The 18500-nt window shown below is 46.3% G+C and carries 15 protein-coding genes; 8 read left to right on the top strand and 7 right to left on the bottom strand.

Features of this window, described 5'->3' with window-relative positions; all coding sequences use genetic code 11:
- Nucleotides 1-76: 76 nt before the first annotated feature.
- From LSG31_RS11305 to LSG31_RS11295, 3 genes are all read left to right on the top strand, one after another.
- Entirely contained in the window at nt 77-1084 is a 1008-nt protein-coding gene (locus LSG31_RS11305; protein ID WP_347439358.1) for a M23 family metallopeptidase, read from the top strand.
- 17 nt (nt 1085-1101) lie between these two features.
- Nucleotides 1102-2517 carry a PIG-L deacetylase family protein gene (locus LSG31_RS11300; protein ID WP_347439357.1) on the top strand — a complete coding sequence of 472 codons (1416 nt, stop codon included), beginning with the start codon at nt 1102-1104 and terminating at the stop codon, nt 2515-2517.
- Nucleotides 2518-2687: 170 nt separating this feature from the next.
- Nucleotides 2688-5108: a YcdB/YcdC domain-containing protein gene (locus LSG31_RS11295; protein WP_347439356.1), complete on the top strand. Its 2421-nt coding sequence runs from the start codon at nt 2688-2690 to the stop codon at nt 5106-5108.
- Between the two features lie 102 nt (nt 5109-5210).
- Here the strand turns inward: LSG31_RS11295 and LSG31_RS11290 are convergent, their stop codons facing one another.
- Both LSG31_RS11290 and LSG31_RS11285 read right to left on the bottom strand, forming a co-directional pair.
- Nucleotides 5211-7181, bottom strand: coding sequence for a glycoside hydrolase family 15 protein (locus LSG31_RS11290; protein WP_347439355.1), 1971 nt, complete (start codon nt 7179-7181; stop codon nt 5211-5213).
- A 105-nt stretch (nt 7182-7286) separates the two neighbouring features.
- Nucleotides 7287-8228, bottom strand: coding sequence for a hypothetical protein (locus tag LSG31_RS11285; RefSeq protein WP_347439354.1), 942 nt, complete (start codon nt 8226-8228; stop codon nt 7287-7289).
- Nucleotides 8229-8388: 160 nt separating this feature from the next.
- On the opposite strand from LSG31_RS11285, the gene LSG31_RS11280 reads away from it, so the two are divergent.
- The gene (locus tag LSG31_RS11280; protein WP_347439353.1) at nt 8389-8763 is read left to right on the top strand and encodes a DUF4383 domain-containing protein; all 375 of its coding nucleotides are present in this window, start codon (nt 8389-8391) and stop codon (nt 8761-8763) included.
- A 138-nt stretch (nt 8764-8901) separates the two neighbouring features.
- Nucleotides 8902-9333 (top strand): CBS domain-containing protein, encoded by a 432-nt coding sequence (locus LSG31_RS11275; RefSeq protein WP_347439352.1) that lies wholly within the window; start codon nt 8902-8904, stop codon nt 9331-9333.
- 109 nt (nt 9334-9442) lie between these two features.
- Here the strand turns inward: LSG31_RS11275 and LSG31_RS11270 are convergent, their stop codons facing one another.
- Nucleotides 9443-11128: a glycosyl hydrolase family 18 protein gene (locus LSG31_RS11270; protein ID WP_347439491.1), complete on the bottom strand. Its 1686-nt coding sequence runs from the start codon at nt 11126-11128 to the stop codon at nt 9443-9445.
- Nucleotides 11129-11506: 378 nt separating this feature from the next.
- Here LSG31_RS11270 and LSG31_RS11265 point away from each other — a divergent pair, with 378 nt between their 5' ends.
- Together LSG31_RS11265 and LSG31_RS11260 are read left to right on the top strand one after the other, a co-directional pair.
- Complete coding sequence (locus LSG31_RS11265) at nt 11507-12694, top strand: mandelate racemase/muconate lactonizing enzyme family protein (RefSeq protein ID WP_347439351.1); 1188 nt, start codon at nt 11507-11509, stop codon at nt 12692-12694.
- A 292-nt stretch (nt 12695-12986) separates the two neighbouring features.
- Nucleotides 12987-13538, top strand: a complete 552-nt coding sequence (locus LSG31_RS11260; protein WP_347439350.1) for a hypothetical protein — start codon at nt 12987-12989, stop codon at nt 13536-13538.
- 21 nt (nt 13539-13559) lie between these two features.
- Here LSG31_RS11260 and LSG31_RS11255 read toward each other — a convergent pair whose 3' ends face one another.
- The 4 genes from LSG31_RS11255 to LSG31_RS11240 all read right to left on the bottom strand — a co-directional run bounded on the left by LSG31_RS11255 (nt 13560) and on the right by LSG31_RS11240 (nt 17228).
- Entirely contained in the window at nt 13560-14297 is a 738-nt protein-coding gene (locus LSG31_RS11255) for a glycerophosphodiester phosphodiesterase (RefSeq protein ID WP_347439349.1), read from the bottom strand.
- 363 nt (nt 14298-14660) lie between these two features.
- Nucleotides 14661-16232, bottom strand: coding sequence for a GMC family oxidoreductase (locus tag LSG31_RS11250; RefSeq protein WP_347439348.1), 1572 nt, complete (start codon nt 16230-16232; stop codon nt 14661-14663).
- Complete coding sequence (locus LSG31_RS11245) at nt 16225-16830, bottom strand: gluconate 2-dehydrogenase subunit 3 family protein (protein ID WP_347439347.1); 606 nt, start codon at nt 16828-16830, stop codon at nt 16225-16227. The genes LSG31_RS11250 and LSG31_RS11245 overlap by 8 nt, the downstream gene beginning before the upstream one ends.
- 5 nt (nt 16831-16835) lie before the next feature.
- Complete coding sequence (locus LSG31_RS11240) at nt 16836-17228, bottom strand: hypothetical protein (RefSeq protein ID WP_347439346.1); 393 nt, start codon at nt 17226-17228, stop codon at nt 16836-16838.
- Nucleotides 17229-17385: 157 nt separating this feature from the next.
- Between LSG31_RS11240 and LSG31_RS11235 the strand changes: the two genes are divergently transcribed.
- A complete protein-coding gene (locus LSG31_RS11235; protein WP_347439345.1) occupies nt 17386-18411 on the top strand; it encodes a phosphotransferase in 1026 nt (341 codons plus the stop codon).
- Nucleotides 18412-18500: the final 89 nt, after the last annotated feature.

Genomic DNA, 18500 nt, shown 5'->3' with positions numbered 1-18500 from the left:
TCCTGATACGCAATAAAGAAAACTTGGCTTCGCCAAGTTCCGAATCAATTTTAAACGTGTTCAAGGGGGAATGGACATGCGGAACTGGAAAACAACAAAGACGCTACGTTTGCTGTTTTTAACACTTCCCGCAATGATCAATTTACAGTCAACCGGATTCTGTGCAACATCTGTTTCAGCGAATGTCGCAGTTCCTGGTCCAACAGCCCCCATTCCAGCGTGGATTGAACAATTGTCGAAGCAAACGGGGCTGAACTGGTATGATATCGCAGCGATCCATCAGTATGAATTTAATATTCACAAAAAAAACAATTCTGACCAACAAACACATATTTATATTCCGGATCGTTGGTGGAGCGGTTTGTTAAATCCACATTCGGATGAGACAAATCCCGGCATCATACGGGTATTTGGCGGTATCGGCCAAGATGCCGACGGTGACGGACAAGCTCTCCGTACGTCTCGCAACGATGTCACCCAGTCCTTTTTTTCCTATTTGGCTAAAAACGGCACTTCTGAAAAAAAGCTTGAGCATACGTTATTGCAATTTTATGAGGATCCGAACATAGTCACGCGCATCGAAGAATATCGGGAAATATTCAAACATAGCAACTCGACATCTTTACAATCTTTCGTATTTCCGATTCCGGTAAAACGGGATTATTCATATAAGGATACCTGGGGGGACGGACGTTCTTGGGGGGGACGCAGAATTCACGAAGGAACCGATATTTTCGCCCCTTATGGCACACCTGTACTATCTGTTACGTATGGATATATCGAATCCTTAGGATGGAACAAATACGGCGGCTGGCGTGTGGGCATACGTACAGTCGACAATTTGTACTTTTATTATGCGCATTTATCGGGGTATGCGAAAGGGATCAAACAAGGAACGGTGGTTAAACCTGGAGAAGTTATCGGCTATGTAGGCAGTTCCGGATACGGAAAAATTGGCACGTCCGGCAAATTCCCGCCACATCTTCATTTTGGCATGTATAAAGATACCGGCAAGCATGAGTGGGCATTTGACCCGTATCCAAACTTGCGCCGTTGGGAACAAGCCGTGCGAAAAAGGCGCTGAGATCTTGGTGAGACATGTTGAAGCGTAGCTGGAAACGTGCGGTCCTGATTGTTGCCATACTTGCCTTTTGTTTCTTATTGGCATTTTATCTTCGCTTTCCCGACTGGTTTCACGCTCAACCGAGCCGTGAACCACCCGTATCCAATCAAACGTTTGGCGACCGTTTGCTGGTAATCGCGCCACATCCGGATGATGAAACATTAGGAGGCGCGGGGGCCATCCTCAAACAATTGGAACATCACAAGCAGGTAAAAGTGGTAATCATGACAACCGGAGACGGATATCGAAAAGCTGTGCGGGAACAATTTCATATCGCTGCCCCAAAACCAAGCGACTTCCGCAAACTTGGTTATGTTCGCCATGATGAATCCGTTCATGGTTTGGAAGCGCTCGGGGTTGCGCCTGCCGACATGATCTTCCTGGGCTATCCGGATGGCGGCGTAAATGGCCTGTGGCAAAACAATTGGGAGTATTCTCATCTGCATAAAGCGTTAAACGGCTGCACACATGCTCCTTACCCTTTTGCATACGAAAAGCAAGCCCCATATTGCGGAACGAATGTGGTAAAAAATCTGACGGCTATTATCAGAGAGTATCAACCCACCGATATCTTGTATCCCGACCCGAATGATGTTCACCATGATCACTGGGCTACACAAGCGTTTACAAAATATACAATTACACAAATGCAATACCATGCGAAAGAATGGACGTATTTGGTCCACAGATATGATTGGCCGGTTCCTTGGGCGTATGAACCGAATCTCGGATTGCAGCCGCCCATATCGCTGCTGCAGGTAGGAACCCGCTGGTTTGACCTGCCATTGACACAAGAAGAAGAAGGGCGAAAACGGACTGCGATACAACAATACCGCTCACAGGAACGAGTCATGGAACCTTTCCTCGAAGCATTTATCAGAAAGAACGATCTGCTTGGCACATATCCTCCCCAGCAGATCCCTGGTGTCGATACGTTTCCTGATTTTCAGAAACAGGAACATGTACCGCGTCCGTTGATTATCGATCCGATTGGCGATACGTTTACCCGCAAGCTGCATGGAGCAGGTGATATAAGATCTTTGTATGTATTTAAATGGCAGCAAAAATTATGGATCGTTTTGCAGATGCGGCAAGAAATTTCTGCAGATCTCTCGTATTTCATCCGATTTCGTGCATTTCATTCCAATCAATCGACAACCAGAGATGATATGAAGTTTTTATCCAATCATCTGATTGAATACTCACTGGCGGATAACAGCCGCCTCTACGCCCGACTGGAAAACGCCAGCATGACAATCGATGACAACCGGCTGATGATTGGTCTGCCCTTGACGAAAGATTGGGGTGATGTCTCAAATCTTATGATCAGTGCAGATACATATCAAGGACATACTCTCATCGATAAATCTGCTTGGGAAAATGGCCGTTTTTAATTTTCGAAATACCAATTTTCATTCGCGAAATATTGAAACAAATCTCTTCCTTATTTCGTCAATACATGTGTAAGAAAATTTTTCTAGCAGTTGCCTCCATGTATGGAACGCATGTTTATTGCGAAAATGGAGGCTTGACAAGTTTATGTATTGGAATGGGGGAGAATAGTTTGAACTATCGCAATGCTATTGTATCAATCGTTATGACGGGAACACTCACCATCTCTGCCATGCTGTCATCCGCCCCTGCATTTGCTGACACAGCAGCAGTATCCTCTGCAGGCATTGCTTCTTCATCAGCAAGCAGCGCCCAAGGATCGGCAACCGCACCATCAACTGCAAATGCAAAAATCAGCCAGGACGAAGCTGCTGCCATCGTCAAGGCTGTTTTGCCTGTTCCCAACAACGCTCCAAGTTATGCATCTTTGCAGTCCGACTTTGGCCCGATGTCGGAAAATCATCATCCGGTCTGGAATCTCGGTTGGCAACTGGGGCAGCCTGGCGAAAAAACGGTCGGCAATATCAATGCTACCGTCGACGCCGTCACGGGAACATTGTTGAACTTTAACCAATGGAGCCAGGCCGAACAACAAAGCACGTTTCCACCCAAAATATCGCAGGATCAAGCGGCTGCCATCGGATTGTCCCTGATTCGAAAACTGCAGCCGGAAACATCCCAATCCGTCCGCAAAATCGCCTATCCCGTTGTGACAAACCAAGGATCCTTGCGCGGGCCATTCCTCTATAACTTGACATTCCAAAGGGTCGTCAACGGAATACCCGTACCTTCCGATACGTTTCAGATCGGCGTAGACGGCAACGGCACAATCACCAGTTATAATTTTCACTGGTCAAATATTCCTTCGTCCGCATTTCCGGATGCCAAACAAGTGATTGATGTTTCCAAAGCCCAAAACACATATAACCACGACCTAAACATGCGCTTGGCATACCAGCCCTTTTATGAGCCGTTCAAGCAAAACGGGCCGGATATCCACTTGGTCTATCAACCCGGCATGTCGTACAATCAATTGCTGCAGCCTGGTCCATATGCCGGCAGCGCCGCTTCATATCCGCTTTGGATCGATGCGAAAACGGACGATTGGATCGACAATACCGGCAAGCCGGTCAATCCTGCTGCCGGCAGCCAAACGATTCAGGTGATTGATCCAAGCGGCCAGGATTCCAATCCGCCGACGCTGCAGCAACCTCTGACTGCCGATCAGGCATTGCAAATCGCCAAGAAATATGCAGGAGTTGACGACAGCTACAGCATGAACCAATCGATGAACGACTACAACGGTACGAAAACCTATTCCTTCAACTGGTACAAAAATTCGCAGCCGCCACAGGGTCCAAGCATGAATGTAAACGTCACGATCGATGCACAGACCGGACAACTGCTCAATTTCAATCGCTGGAATCCGGCATTCGGACCTGGTCAAAAGCCTCCCGCCACCGTCATTTCGGAAGATGCTGCAAGACAGAAAGCGGTCGACTTTATCAAGCAAGTGCTGCCAAATAAAACACGTGCCTTATACTTTATGCCTGCTCCCAAATTCATCGGGAAATTTATAGGGAAAGGCTCCAACAGCCAACATCCGGTTCAGTACAATTTCTCATTCGGAGAATTGGTAAACGGCATTCCAAGCGATATGAATACTGTCAATATCGCGGTCAACGCAGCGACCGGCGAAATCGAAAATTACTTTCACAATACGTTTGCAAATGCGGCAGGCGGCAAAGTCAGCTATCCGGATCCATCCCATGTCATCCCGGCGGATCAGGCAAAAGCCGAGTTTGCCAAGAGCAATCCATTGGAACTGGAGTATGTGCAGCCGATGAATGCGGATGGCACAGGCCCGTCTGACCACTTTATGCTCGTGTATGCCCCGCATGCAACGAAGCCAGGCGAGGTATTAGACGCTGTGAGCGGCGCATGGGTATCTCCGTATGGTCAATCTGTCAGTGATCAAACACAGCAAGCCACTGACATTCAGGGACACTGGGCGGAAAAACAGCTGCAAATGATGATCGATCGTGGAATTCTGCAGGTTGTGAACGGGAAAGTTCATCCGGATTCCGCTATAACAAAAGGAGATCTGATTCGCATGCTGATATTAGCCATTGGAGTGCCGCTGCAGATGAATCCCAATCAGGCTGCAACATTTAGCGATGTGCAATCAGGAAGCAAATATTTCCCATATGTAGAAGCGGCAGTTAACAATCATTGGATTAGCAAAGGGGCGCAATTCAATCCGAATGACAACGTCACGCGGGAAGAACTTGCAGAGTTGTTGACTCGTGCTCTTGGCTATGAGGATTTGGCAAAATATTCATCGATTTTTCAAGTGCCTTTTGCCGATAAAAATCAGATTGCAAATGATTTCATCGGAGATGTAGCAATTGTTGACGGTCTCGGCATTATGAAAGGTTCAGATAACGCTTTTCATCCGAAACAAGAAACAACAGTTGCGCAAGCAGTTGTAGCCATCGTGAAAACAGTAGAAATCATGAATCATAAAAGTGCCAGCGGACCCATCTACTACATAAAAAATTTACAAAAGAAAATAGAAAAAATGAAACGATAAATGAAAAGATAGCTGGTTGAACCTTTCAAAAAGAAGGTGGCCGTGCCGCCGGAACAGTACCGTATTCCGGCAGAAACGGCCACCCTATTTTTAACGATCTGACTATCTTCCCGTACCTTTTAATTCCCGATATTTTTCACAATAGCGCAAAATGGTAAGCACGTACGTCGAATGGGACCAAGTCAAAGGCGCTACGGATAACGGCTCGCCGGTGAGCGGATCGATCTGCTCCGGAAAAACGCCGCTCGGCAATGCATGCTGTTTGACCCAAAGAAGTTTGTCTTTTACATTTTGTAAATCCTGCAGCGACTCTGCTTTTTCGATGTCCCAGTCGATCGCCCATAATGTGCAAATAAACCATGGATTCCCGGGTATGTCTGGATTGCCTGCCGCGCGGCCAAAATATTGATCATTCGTATAGCGGGCAATTCCACCGATCGGCGTGCGAATTCGCAATCCGTCCCAAACCGCTTGCATCGTACGCGCGAGGCGGGAATCATCCGTCGGTACGATCTGGAATGCGAATATGCCATACAGGCTGCTTTCCAATGTCATATCTTTTTGTACGACGCCTTTCCCGTTGACGTAAATGCCTCTGGCAAATCTTCCTGTATTCGGATCATACAAATGCCTTAACATGCCCATACGCATTTCATCCGCAAATTGCTCCAACGCCATGGCGCGCTCATATTCTCCAAAGACGGCAGAGAATTTTGAAGCCGCCCTAAGGCCGGCAATGACAGTAGCGACAGTAAACCCGAAAATCCCTCTTCGTTCTTCCCAAAGATCATAGGAAGACTCCGGCAATTGCAAATCGGGCAGCACGTAGGTGGTCAAAAAATCGGTAGCTCGACGGATCAACGTCGGATAGAGCTCTTTTATAAACTCAATATCCCGATAGATTTGGTAATGCTCCCAGAGCGCATACAGAACCAATGCCGTTTCATCTTCCTGAATCGGCAATTGAGGTGCTCCGTCATGCACAAACGGATGCCAACTGGAGCCTACCGATCCGTCCGGATTGTATTTATGCAGAAGATACCCGCCTTTTGTCAATGCGTCTGCACAGAATTCAAAGAATTTGACCGCTTGTTGATAACACCCTGATTTGCTTAAGGAAAGAGCCACCAATGCACCGTCCCGCGGCCACATATAGCTGTAATGGTCCCGATTGTACTGCATGATGTCAGAATCATTGGCGGCCAAAATCGCTCCTTTATAATCACAATGTGTTTGAATGATCAACATGCTTCGCCGATACAATTGGACAAGTTCCGATGGCAGATCACAGAAATCTTCTTTCCCTTTGCGCACCCATTGCCGCCAATAGCCGTTGATTTCTTCCAACATCCGGCCAGCCGTATGTTTCTTGACAAGCTCATGCAAGCGTTTCACTTCCGGGAAGCTATGGCCAACAGCAAACCAATAGGATACCGAGTGCGGCACATTCGGTTCTGTTTGCAACCGGAAACTAATCGTGCTATCGACAGATCCCTGCGCAATCGTATGACCTTCCAAATGTCCGTCTTCCGCATCTTTCCAGGTTCCTTGAAGATTGTGAAATCGTTTTAAACCGACTGTATATTCAAAAATGCCGTTTTGATCGGTCTGTCCGCTTGTCAAAATATACCGATGGCGCTTATAGTGAAAAACCGCATCCAATTCCGGTTCATATGCTGCCGTATCACCTACTTCCGTTTCATCGATGGAGAAGTCATGTGTAAAGAAAAAGCGGACATCTCGATTTCCTACATGATCGATACAGTCGATGTTGCGCAGAAAAATATTTTCCCGGTAATGAACCGCATCGGAAATAAAACATGTCAGACCGAGCGCCTCATTGTTCGCAATCACATCTGTAACCAAACTATCTTCTTTGTAGCGCAAAGAAATCGACCAATCTTGTTCATCCAGCCAAGTAAATTGCCCATCTACCCAAACTCCCATACTGTTTCGGTTGCCGCCGATATGATTCAACTGTCCGACATGTGGATAATATAAGTCGCGAATATTTAATCCTTGATCGAGTCCTACGAAAATTCTGTGATTCCCTAAAACGAGAGATCTTGGCATATATTGAATCAGCTCCCATTCTTACTCTTAAACCCTCTTTTCCAAATTTCTTGCGCTCTTTGTGCCAAATTCATTACTCGGACATTGTGCGTATCGATCACGTATTTATCCTTCTGCCGGCGCTCCCCAGACAGCCGATGGAGAACTTGGCAAATCCAAGCGGAAAATTTCGGACGGATATGTATTCGTTGACGCCATCCATTCCAGCATACGGGTCATAATCCAAATTCCGTCCATTTCCAATGAATGCGGCAATACAGTTTCCATATGTTTCGAATGTTGTTTGAAAAAATGTTTTAACAATACATCGTGAATCTCTTTGTGCCCTTCCAAAAAATCCCCTTGTTCCGAACTGAAACATTTTACATTCAAACAATCATCAAAGACAATTCCGCAAACCGCTTGATGTGCCAAAACCATTCTGGATAATTCTTGCCCGGAAGATGTATGATACAAATATGGAATCACTTTGCATCCCAACGAATTAAAGTGCTGAATGACAAAACGGGAATAACAAGGATCGTCAAACCCTGCCACAATCCGATAGCGTGAGCGCCGGATCTGATATGGAGGAATCTGGTCCGATATCAGAGACAGGAAATACTGTTTCATCACAGTTGGTTCATGTTTGTACTGTGCAAGCATGCATTCGCCATTTTCCATATCACGGAATATTCGCGATCGAATCGTTGGCTGCATCATCCACTCCCCTTGTTCAACATTCTCAAATACATCCATTGTATGTCTGCTTCCATCATTGAAATAGATCTCCATGGAACCATTGAATCCTCCGATAACAGGAGCAACATGTATCCGGAATCCACAATCTGTTGCCAATTCATACATCCCATATTGACAAATGGCAGGCGTCGCCAAGTCAATATAATAAAGAGAATGTATGGATTCATATAAATGTTCCATCCACAATCGGGCAAAAATCCCTGCAATGGTTTGACTGTTATGACCAATCACTGCAGATTTGCAACCATGTGACCTGCAGTCTTTCGCTATTTTCCGCATCATTCCATATAATTGTTTCGATTCCATAACAAGCGCCACCTCCAAACAAACTCTGATGGCTTTTATTATGAAATTTGGACATTAGATATGACAAAACAAGCATAGTTGTCTGCAAATCTTCATAGGCATGTACCAAACGAAACCATGAGAACGAATCAAAAATATAAGAGAAGAGGGATCGATGTACATGAAACAGTATGCCCGAATCATTGGCTGGATTTTCCTGCTTCTAGGCATTCTAAGTGCATTTACCAATCAAATTTTTGGCATCATTCAATTTGATTTGATCCAAAACTTGTTTCGATTTGCCATTGGGCTTTTTGCTCTTGCAGTATCCCGGCCAACCGTTGACTTGATCTATGCAAAAACGTTTTGCATCGTAACGGCGCCGACATTTCTCATAATGGGCATTGCCTCATTCATCTTCCCGCAATGGGGATCGATGCACTTCGAAGCAGCCGAGAATTTATTGCATGTACTGTTTGGCATCTATGGTCTTTACCTGATTTGGAACTATATCAAAGAGAAAACAAATTGGGGCACACGTGAATCTTCATCATAATCTTCATAATTCCTTTTTGTTCGGCTCATACTATCCGTGTACGGATCATAACTTGCGTTGACTTTGATCCGTTCATCAATCTGTTCACTTGATTCTGCAAGAAAACAGACAAATGCGGAAAACTATGGAGGCGATCAAATGAAGTTACGTGAACTCATGACAAGTCAAGTGACTACTGTTACAGAAAATGATACATGTGTAGCAGCTGCAAAGAAAATGCAACAGATCAATGCAGGTTCCATGCCAGTGGTCAATGGGGATCGGATTGTCGGGATGATTACAGACCGGGATATTGTCATTCAATGTATTGCAAAGGAAATGGACCCGAAAAGCTGCCCGGTCAGCCATTGCATGAGCAAACAAATCGTAACAGGCACACCTGAAATGGATGCGCACGAGGCAGCCAATCTGATGGCGGAACATCAGATACGCCGTTTGCCTGTTTGTGATAACCAGGGAAAACTTGTGGGAATCGTAGCGATCGGCGACTTGGCAACTGTCAGCATCCACGTAAATGAAGCCGGCGAAGCTTTAAGCGACATTTCCGAGTCTTCCTACCGTACGCATTAATTTCTCTTTGTAAAGAAAACTTGGGCCACGGCTGTTCCGTGGCCCTTTTATTTTATCATCTTCGGTTACATGTGCCTGACTTTTCCATCGGCAATTTGTTGGCGTATCATTATTTTAGGCGGAACACATTGGACAGACTTGTCCACACATCTGCAGTTTCGCCGCCCATATACCAATAGGCGAATCCGGCGATTCCCTTTGTCAAGGCCAAATGTGCTTTCAAAGACAGGGAACGGCTGTCTTCTACCCATACCGTTTGCGAGGTTCCGCCGGTTGCAAATTGAGTCACATATTGACCGAGAGAATCGTTCCAGATCAAACTTGCATTCGCTTGTTTGACAACATTTTCTTCTTGAGCGATCGAATATTCTGTAGAACTCGACTGCCCGTTTGTTTGATACCAGCCTCTTGTATAAAACGGCAATCCCACTATCACTTTCTGTGCAGGAACGTGCACCAATAAAGTAGTCAGTCCTTTATCAAGCCACGGCAAAGACGATACGGAACCGGCCGTCGGATCGTTGGCCCAATGCTCATCATATCCCATCATGACCAGATAGTCGGCGCTTTGGCCAAGTGCCTGATCGTTAAACGGCTGACTCCAGTCCGTTCCCGAATCAGGAGGAATATCCACAGAAAGCAGTACATTCTGTCGGTGCAATACACTTGCCAGCTCCTGTATGAATGTGGAAAAATCAGACGCATGATTGGGGTCCAGATTTTCAAAATCGATATTGATTCCGTCCAGGTTGTATTGTTTCGCATAACCGGCCAATTGCTGAATCAATTGCTGCCTTTGATTCTCCTGAGAAAGCACTTGCCTTGTCGTATCCATATCGAATCGGTTTCCCACCAGCGCCCAGACATGCTTTCCATTTTGATGAGCCCATGTGACAAGGGAGGAATCCAACGTGCCGGATACCTGTATTTGTCCATTTTTCCCGAGATAAAACCATCTTGGCGCAAGTGTATTGATTGTGTTTGACGCTTGCACACTCGCTTCAAAATCGGCAGTGGATTGATTGTATTGCCATCCCAACTGTATGAGAGAAGCGCTCGTTCCGTTGCCGTTTGTTGCGGTCGCAGCAGCAGCGGAAGTGTTGCTTTGCAACGCAGGCAGCTTTTGCAGCACATTTTCGAACATAACTGCAACTTCTTCCCGCGTCAACGGGTCCATCGGCCGAAAATCGTTTTGTTCATCGCCGTGTATGATGCCCCATGCCTGCATTTGCTGAACGTACGTTGATGCGAAGGAATGCACCAGATTCATATCAGCAAAAGGTGCCGGACCTGCGCCTGTGGCAGATTGCAAATTCCCTGCCAGCGGTTGGATCGCTCTTGCCAGCATGGCAGCCGCTTCTTCCCGTGTAACCGGACTGTTGGGAGCAAATGTATGGCTGTCCACTCCATACGCCAACTGCAAATTGATGCCCGCTTGTACCCACGGATACTCCCAGGAATCTGGCGAAACATCTGAAAACGCCGGAATTGACGCCTGCACAGGCTGGATATGTAATAAACGGTCGAGCATGGTCAAAAATTCCGCTCGTGTTACAGGACGTGCCGGTTCGAACAAACCATTGCCAACGCCTGATAGAATTTGTTTATTGTATAAATCGCTAATTTGCGATTTGGCGTAACTTTGCCCAATGTCTTGAAAAGGAGCCAGTATTGCCTGGGTTGTATCCGCATTTGCATGTGTATCCCGAGAGATGCAACTCGAAACAGATACTCCGATAACCAAGCTCATAGCCATCATGCCTAGTGTACGGAAGGTTCGATTCACTTTCAACACTATCAAAAATTCCTCCTATGATTCTTCTACATTCACTATGGACGAAGTTGCTAGATTGGGCAACCAGCATATTTTGCAATCGAAGAAATAATTTTACTATTCTTCCAGCTGCGGCAGTTCGATGGAGTGCAGTTTGATGAAATACAATTTGATGGGAAATCGTGTAATGCGGTTTTCAGGAATTGTTGCGGTTATGTTTCGAAAACTTTTTGAACATCCTCTATAGGAGGAGAACCCAGAAGAATGCCCAACAAACCCAATCACTCAAAGAATGTAATAAACACAGTACAGTGAAAATCGTACAGTGAAAATCCAATTTAAAATGAAAAGCTGCGGCAGCATTACATTTACGGCCTTATGACAGGAAGGTGAAGAAACATGATCCGGGAAGTAAACGTATATCCGCTATATTATCAGCCGGAAAAATTGTACGGGGATGCCAATGGCATAAAGCCATATCGCTCTACCGTTCTGATACAGATCCTGACAAATAGCGGAATCGACGGATGGGGGGAATGTACGGGCCCCCTGCCGATGATCGTCCATGAAGCGGAAGTATTGCACACGAAATTATGCGGTCAAGATGAACTGCAAAGACAACAGATTTTACGGATGTTGCAGGAAGCAACGCCAAGAATTCGGGCTGCTGTAGATATTGCTCTATGGGACATTCTTGGAAAACATGCTGGTCTTCCCATTTCTACATTATTGGGCGGAGCGGTGCGGGAACGGGTGCCCGTCTATGCATCACTTCAATCCTATAGCGGGGGACAACCGCACGATCAATGGCTGCAGCAATTGCTCAACCGTATCTATTCGAATCATTCCATGGTAAAAATCAAAATTGGCGCTTTGCCTTTCGCAGAAGACATGCAATTGATTCAAAAAGCGATCGACATGCTTCCCAAAGGTTTTGGGATCGCAGTGGATGGAAATCAATCCTATGATGAAACGTCAACCAGACGATTGCTGTTTGCATTGCGCTCGTATCCAACGATCCAATGGTTGGAAGAACCGATGCCGTTATCATTGACTCAATCCTATACACGTCTCAAACAGATGGCGCCTTTTGCAATTGCGGGCGGTGAGAATTTGGCCGATGTCCGCAGTTGTATCGAATGGATGCAGAACGACGCAGCCGATCTGATTCAGCCGGATATCCTGCACATCGGAGGAATTTCCGAATTGCATTTGCTCTATCAATACGCGGCACGTTTTTCGATTCGATGTTCGCCGCATACGTTTGACAGCGGATTGGCACGTCTTGCAACATTGCATGTTGCAAGCACCGCCAAATCCTACACAAAAGCAAACATTCCCTGGGACATCGATCCGATCGAATGGGATGAAATGGAAAACCCTTTTACCAACCTTTTTGAACACACTATGAAAGTTGAGCAAGGATATGTGGCATTGCCACAAGCACCTGGGCTTGGCGTATCCATTCGCAAAGAGGCGCTTCGGGAATACATTTGGGACAAAACCAGCCCTATCCCGCCGATTCAAAAGGTTCCGTCAGGTGCTGACGGATCGAGGGGATCCGGGGATTTTGATCGGTGCAATTGATACTGAAGAACGTAATGTAAAAAGGACTGATGAAAGAGCTATTTTTCCCGTTTAAAAACCACTTAGTAAGCCTTCTCGTATGATTAAATGGTAAACTAACGAATTGAAAAAATACCACATAACAAAACAACATTATATAAAAAAGACTAAATTCGTGACAGTGGGCACCAGGTGCCATCCCCCTGCAATCGGTGACTATCGTCGCGAATTCAGGAAACAATTTACACACATACAGCATAGTGACATGAATGGATTGTTACCCCCATAGGATGTACAGAGGTGACAAATTCCCATGAAACGGATGCGCATGAAGCCTACGCGTCAACAAACACATACGAACCGGATGCCAAAAACCAGATACACAAGACCGGGAAATCCAAAAGGATTCCCCGGTTCACTTATTCCAACATTCGTGATTGTTTGTATCGCTATCATTCTCTGTATTGGATTTCTTTCGCTTTTTAAAATTTTCAATCCTTATTATACGATCAGTCCATTTGCAACAGATATTACCATCGGAGAAGCGGTGATTGGGCCCTGGAATTACGGCGGCACAGACCCCGTCGGCAATTTGCGATTTTATCATGCAAAAAACGGGTTTCAAACCGTTGTGCTGCCGCCTCAGTCCGGAAAATTTGCGGCAGAAGGAACGTATGTGGTCTTGCTCAATCATTCTCCGGTCAGTCTGGAATTCGAAACACGGACACAGTATATCATTCAGTTGCTGACAGAAGCCGGCACATTTTTTTCCCTGCTCCTTATCCTTCCATTTGCCTTGATTACAGGACTTAGAAAATCAGCAAAAAGAAAATCTGCTTTCCGTCTGCGCAGCCGCAAGCGATGAGAGTGCCGGCGGCATCCCGCTTCATAGTTCCGCCAGCACAAGCCGCATGCGGTCCGGATGATTCGTAATGACTGCATCGACTCCCATGGCGGCCATTGCTTTCATCACTTTTATATCATCAATCAGGTACGGGCTTACCATCACCCGATTGGCATGACACCCCGCCATAAGCTCCGGAATGACGTTCGGATAATACGGTTGTATGGCGCTTGCCCCCATTCGGTTCGCGTACAGCCAGGGCTCCACCATTCCGCACATATACAAGAGACCGATTCGAAAGCGGGGATCAATGCGTTTTACCGTTCGCAAACTATAATGGTTAAAAGAGGAAAGCAAGACCCGTTCCGTCATTTGCTGTGACCGAATCAATTCTACGACTTTTTGTTCAAGCCGGGGATATTGCACAACTCCGGTTTTCAACTCAATGTTTAACAGCAGCCGGTGCTGTTTTGCCCACTGCAAAACAGCAATGAAGCGGGGAACGGTTTGCCCTCGATATGTGTTATGGAACCAACTCCCGGCATCCAAACCCTGCAACTCCTGATAGGTAAAATCTTTCACCCATCCCCGGCCGTTTGTCGTGCGGTCTACCCGTTCATCGTGTATCACAACAACTTCCCCGTCTTTCGTACATTGAACATCCAACTCGATGCCATCGGCACCGGCCAGACGGGCCGCTTCAAACGCAGCCAGCGTATTTTCCGGTGCTTTTGCGCTAAATCCCCGATGTGCCAATATCAGCGGTCGATGTGTCGGCATAGGCTCCCCTCCCTTTCTTTACAAAATCTTATATTATCAAGGGAGCCAAAATATGATAGATTTTCATTAGGACAGATGGTTCTTCCAACAGTATAAACATAGCGGATATTATAAATATTTCATGCATTGCAAACATTTAAAACATTATAAACATTTCATCCTTTATAGTCTTTATAGTCATATTGAAAAAAAGAAGGAGACACACGATGCTGAGTTATTTTATCATCGCATGTATTGTTGCCATATGGGCTTGGTGGGAATGGCCATGGTTTAAAAAACAGGACAAATAGCAGATTTGCCATGTTTGAAAACGGATACGTCGATTATTGTTCGCGGATGGAACGCAGATGGAACACTACTTCTCTATATTTCCCGGCGGACGGTCTTGGTTTTAATTGCATCTGCTGTTCTTGCGGCGATGGCCATAACGGTATGCGTCGGATTGCCGCCGCCGGATGTCGGGAATACACTGGCATCACAGATGAACAGATTCGGTATATCATGTGTCTGACAATCCCTGTTGACCACAGATGTTGCAGGATCCTTTCCCATGCGGCAACCGCCCATCAAATGTGCCGTATCATGTGTGCGTACAACCGGTTTGCCGCCGGCTGCCGCTAAAATTTCTTCCGCTTTTTTTACCGCATGTTCCAATAAACGTTTATCATTGTCTCCATATGTAAATGTTACGTGTGCTTTCGGAACGCCATGCGCATCCGTTTCTTCCGCATGCAAAGCCACCCGATTCCAGGGAGCAGGCAAAACTTCCCCGACAACAGTAACCCTCCCGTAAAAATTGTAGTTCAACATCAATTCCCGCAATTGCCTGCCCCAGATGCCGGCTGTTGTCGCAATGCCTTTTGCCATCGACATCGGGCGGCTGCCATGCGCATGCAGCGTATAGCCCCGTACAAACCCCCGATTGGGATTTGTTTCATAAAAGGCCTGTGTGCTTGCCATTACGGGAGAACCTTTGTAAAATCGAATTTCCTCCGGAAATTTGGCATACACATCATCCGAAGAATGCACCATAATGCCTTTTCCAACCCACCCGCTGGAATTTGCCAGGCCATTCGGAAATTGCGCATTGGCGGAATGCAGGAGCAACCGGGGGTTTTCTACGACAAAAGCGGACAAAATTACAATTTTCGCCTTTTGCCGATATGTCATGCCATCATGAACGAACACCACGCCTTTTGCCTTTCCGTCTTTGCCCATCTCGATTTCCACGACAGTCGCATCCGCATATACAACCGCACCCGCTTGGATCGCTTTCGGTATGTGTACAATCAACGTGGAGAATTTTGCGTTGGGCATACAGCCCTGGTTGCAAAAACCGCGATTTGTACAAGGCGCCCGTCCTTCAAAGGGGCCGGTCAAAATTACCAACGGTGTCACACACCAATCAATTCCTAGCTTTTGGCAGCCCATTTGGAAAATTTCCGCATTGCTTGATAACGGGTTGCGCTCCGGCCATGGATAGGGGCCGTGAAACGCTCCCCAGGGAAAATGCTTCGGCCCGGACACGGCCAATTCCCGCTCATGCCGAGCGTAGTAGGGTTCCAAATCTTCATACGCAAGCGGCCAATCCACACCCACTCCATCTTCACTGTATGTGCGAAAATCACTTGGATGAAACCGCAAGCAGACGGCTGTCCAGTGTTGCGTGCCGCCCCCGACGCCTTTTCCGCAGTTGTTGGAACCCAGGCGCAAAGGATCTCCTCCATCGACAATCCGGGTTTCTTCCCATGATAAAGTCTCCATGGCCAGTTCATCACTGGCGAAATGTTTTTGCGGATCGCGGAAAGGACCTGCTTCTATCACGACTACCCGCATCCCTGCTTCTGCCAGCTCTTTTGCCAATACACCACCTGCCGCGCCTGCTCCGACAATGCAAATATCCGCTTCTTCCTGCAGATACCGGGTATCAAACATCCATTATCGCCTCCCATGGATCGATATCATGCAGACCAACCCGAACATAGCCCCGTGGATACGCAGGTCCGGCGTATCCGATCTCCGACCATACGACCGGATGTGAATACACAGCTTCCGTAAAAATTCCTAAAAGCTTTTGAAACCACACGTTTGGGGAAATATTGCGTTCCAACCAACAGGAATGACGATCATAATGACCCTGCCGTATTTTTTGCACGATCTCCAGTTGTTTGCCTGCTTCCAACTCTAAAAACGATACGATACATTCCCCGCGAACAGACAGCTCGAAGGCCTGCAATCCGTTTGCAATCAATTTGCCAAGAGGAGGTGTACCTGCTTTTCGTTGACTTTCCCCTTTTGCCGCAGCCGACTGCTGATCGAGATGAGTCACCGCATACTGTATGACATCCGGTCTTTCTTCACCGGTCATATGCTGACAAAGGGATTTAAGGATTTCGGCTTCGATGATTGTGAGATTGGCGTACGTATCCGATCCATGCAAACGCTGCTGAACGATTTCCCTTGTATGGGAATCCCACTCGGGCAAAGATTGCATCACATCAAATTTTGTATAATATCCTTCTTTTACAGGCAATTCTCTCACCCCCAGTATTCGGCAAGCAGTCCGAGAATGCTGATTGCAAAAATCATGAACGGCAATACGACAGGCGGACCTGTCAAAAAATTGCGCATTTCATATCCTCCTACCCGCACACCCACACCTCTTGCATGCATATATACGCCGAATAAGCCGCCAAACGCTTCAAGCCACAACAGGACGGTATCCACCGCATGCAGGAAAGGTGTATTCAGAAAGGAAGCCAGCAAACCTGCAACACCTAATACGGGCAATGTAATAACCGGAATATACATGCTCCAATGCCGAAAGTTTTCCCGATAATGATACATTGTCACTTGGATTGCTATCATGAAAAAAGCGAACGCCGTAAATAAAACCAAAACACGCGATAATGTCCATGCCGCTCCACCCATGGCAGAAGCATCGACCTCCTTTTTCAACTTGTCCTGAAAATCTTTTTACAGGATTTGCATGATTTGCTTTTGTTATACTGCCCTTTTTCCTTCAAGAAATAGCATCCCCCATAAACCGGCGTATACTGATTAAATAACATGAAAGAAGGAGCTTGCGATGTCTACCTTTTTATTACGGAAACATCTGATTCGCAACTATTCCATTCGACCTGGCTCCATCGAAGGGATTGGCACGATCTATAAGCCGGTCGCCGTGTATCGAGTCAGTGCAGGCAAAAAAACCTACTGTGTCAAGCCTTTTGCCAATACAGGGAAAAAGCTTCGATTGCTGATACGAGGTCTCCGTTTTTTGCATGCGAAACGATATCGGCATGCGCCTGTATTATATCTGACAAGATCGGGTGCGTATTATTTTCGAATGAATCAAACGATTTATTATGTAAGCGATTGGTATACTGGCGCAGCGTGCAATTTTCAAACATATCGGCACATTCATAAAGTCGTATCCGCCATTGCCAAACTTCATGCCATAACGCGCCAGTTTCCCGCCAGATATCCTGTCTATCGCGGACAGTCCAAGGAGTATTTGCAAACAGTCATCAAGCGCCATCACCAGTTTCTAAAAGACTTGTCCTTTCTCAAACAAACACATCCAACCGCTTCACTGACAAAACAATTGCTTGCACACCGCGACGCATTTGTGAAAGACGGCGAAACAGCGACAGGCATTCTCGCAACATACCTTTCCTCCCGCTTGTATCAAAAACATGAATGCCTCTGCCACAATGATTTGACGCGATTCAATTGCTTGCTTGATGATAAAGGAATTGTGCGATTGATTGATTTTGATAATTGCATCATCGGCAACTCCCTTCACGATCTTTCCTTGCTGCTGGCAAATACACTCGATTGGTCATGGCATAAAATGCGTTATGGAATCGAGGTATATGGAAGAAAGCTTGCCTGGTCGGGGGAATCCCTGCACACATTATACGCTTGCTTGCTATTGCCAAGAGAAGTGTGGTATGTGGCATCTGCGTATGTACGTCTGCTCAAGAAACATCAGCAGGAACCCGATGACTCTCTGCAGCAATCGTTGGATTTGGCAATCGCAAATCTGCCGCGCAAACAGCGCTGCCTAACCCGATTGCTTGCGTATCAAAAACAAACATATCAAACGTGAAGAAATAGATGTTTTTTCTCCTTCTATCGTCTATACGCTGAAATGACTCCACGAATATTCTAATTCAAATGGAATGTTGAAATAAAAAA

This window comes from Fodinisporobacter ferrooxydans (assembly GCF_022818495.1).
GTDB classification, from domain to species: domain Bacteria; phylum Bacillota; class Bacilli; order Tumebacillales; family MYW30-H2; genus Fodinisporobacter; species Fodinisporobacter ferrooxydans.
Note: the sequence above shows the minus strand (reverse complement) of the source record. Positions and strands in the feature narration are given on the sequence as shown.